1 protein-coding gene is annotated in these 1,676 nt (G+C 68.6%); it reads right to left on the reverse strand.

What is annotated here, in order from left to right:
• The coding region (locus ABT247_RS33385) for a DNA/RNA helicase domain-containing protein (protein ID WP_350750352.1) at positions 1-935 on the reverse strand (935 nt) is incomplete at its 3' end.
• Positions 936-1,676: the final 741 nt, after the last annotated feature.

Below are 1,676 nucleotides of genomic sequence, written 5' to 3' on the forward strand. Positions count from 1 at the left end.
TTCTTCCGCGCCCCGGCCGTCCGACGCATCGTGGTGGTGAACGAGCTGGACCCGGTCGCGTGCAGGGCCGTGACGCCGCGCCGGTACAGATCACCGAGGAGGGACAGCGCGATGACGCTCTTCCCGGTACCGGGGCCGCCCGCGACGACGACGACCTCCTTGTGGTCGGACCGCTGCGCCCGGCGGACCGCGCGCAGCACCAGCTCGTAGGCGACCCGCTGCTCGTCCAGCAGCACGAACTGCTCGCGCTCACGGACCTCCTCGGCGGCAACCGCCATCAACTGCTTGGACGGCGCCACCTTGCCCGCGAGCAACTGGTCCGCCGCCTCCGCGCCGGAGACCGGCTTCAGCTTCGACTGGAGGTACTGGATGAACTCCCCGCGGCGCTCGGCCGTGAAGAGCCGGCCGCGATCGTCCTGCGGCACCTCGTACAGGCCCTGAACGCCGAACTCCGTCGAGTTGTGAAGGAAGGCCACACCGGACAACCGCTCGGGATGGGCAGCAAGCGCCCCGTTGAAGGAGATCAGGTAGTCGCAGTAGCCGCGGACCTGCTCGATCGGGTTCAGCACGGGCCGGGCGTAGGCGTCGACCCGGCAGAGCAGCGGCTCGCCGTCCTCCGGAAGCGCGCTGCTCCACTGCTTGAGCTCGACCACCACGTACGACGGATCGCCCGTGCCCGGGTTCACGCCGGCGAGTATGACGTCCGCGCGCTTGCTGTTGAGCGGCAGTGAGTACTCGAGCAGCACCTCCACCATGCCGAGCCCAGCGTCCAGCAGAGCATTGGTCAAGACCGGGATGCTCCGCTCCCAGGAGCGCACCTCCGACGGGCTCGGCTTGCGGCCGTGCTTGTGAACGAACTGGTCGATGAGACGCACGTACAGTGATCCGGCCAAGCTCTCGGCAGCGACCGCGGATGCGGAGTCGCGGAACAGCAAGACATGCTCCCAGGCAGCACGAAGTGACTCGTGCGGGTGGGGGCATGTCCCTGGAGGGAAGCCCGGCGGGCCGCGCTGATGACAGGGCCAAACCTACAACGGGGATTCTGAGCTCGTACCCGAACGCCCGAGCATTCGCCGACGCAGGGTGGGGCGCTGATAGGTGACGAGGGTGATTCGTGTGGTCGACTGGCCCCAGAGCAGCCCCGTTCTTACGGGGAGGACTGTGACAACGGGGTGCAGGCTCCCCAAGGAAGAGGAGCAGCCCCGCCTGTACGGGGAGGAGCGCGGTACGGTCGCCTCCGCCGGCCGGTACGACGGAGCAGCCGCGCCTACTCGAGGCTGCTCGGTACTTGGACTGGTCGACGAGGTTCCGAGTCTTCAACGCGTCGACACGCCAGGCCCAGTCCCCCCGCGCGGAGAGGTTGCTCCGGACCCGCAGTCGTCCGGGCGTGGCCATCGCTGCACGTCAGGCGATAGACAGCCCGCGCTGTTCCTGCACCCAAAAACACCATAGGGACGGTGGTGAGCGACGCCTGGTCCCCGACGCGTCCCCGAGCCCCCGCGGCTTCCAGCACAGCTGCATGAGGGTGACGCCAACTGATGAGCCGAGCCGCCTGTGAGCGTCGCTTGTACTGGTAGGACAGCGTCGGCGATGCCCACATCCGCCCTGCGATCGAAGCAGCTCCCGCTTACCCGGGGAGGACGCCCCCTCATCCGCCATGCGACCGGAGGTCCCGC

Source organism: Kitasatospora sp. NPDC001539, from assembly GCF_040298565.1.
GTDB lineage: Bacteria > Actinomycetota > Actinomycetes > Streptomycetales > Streptomycetaceae > Kitasatospora.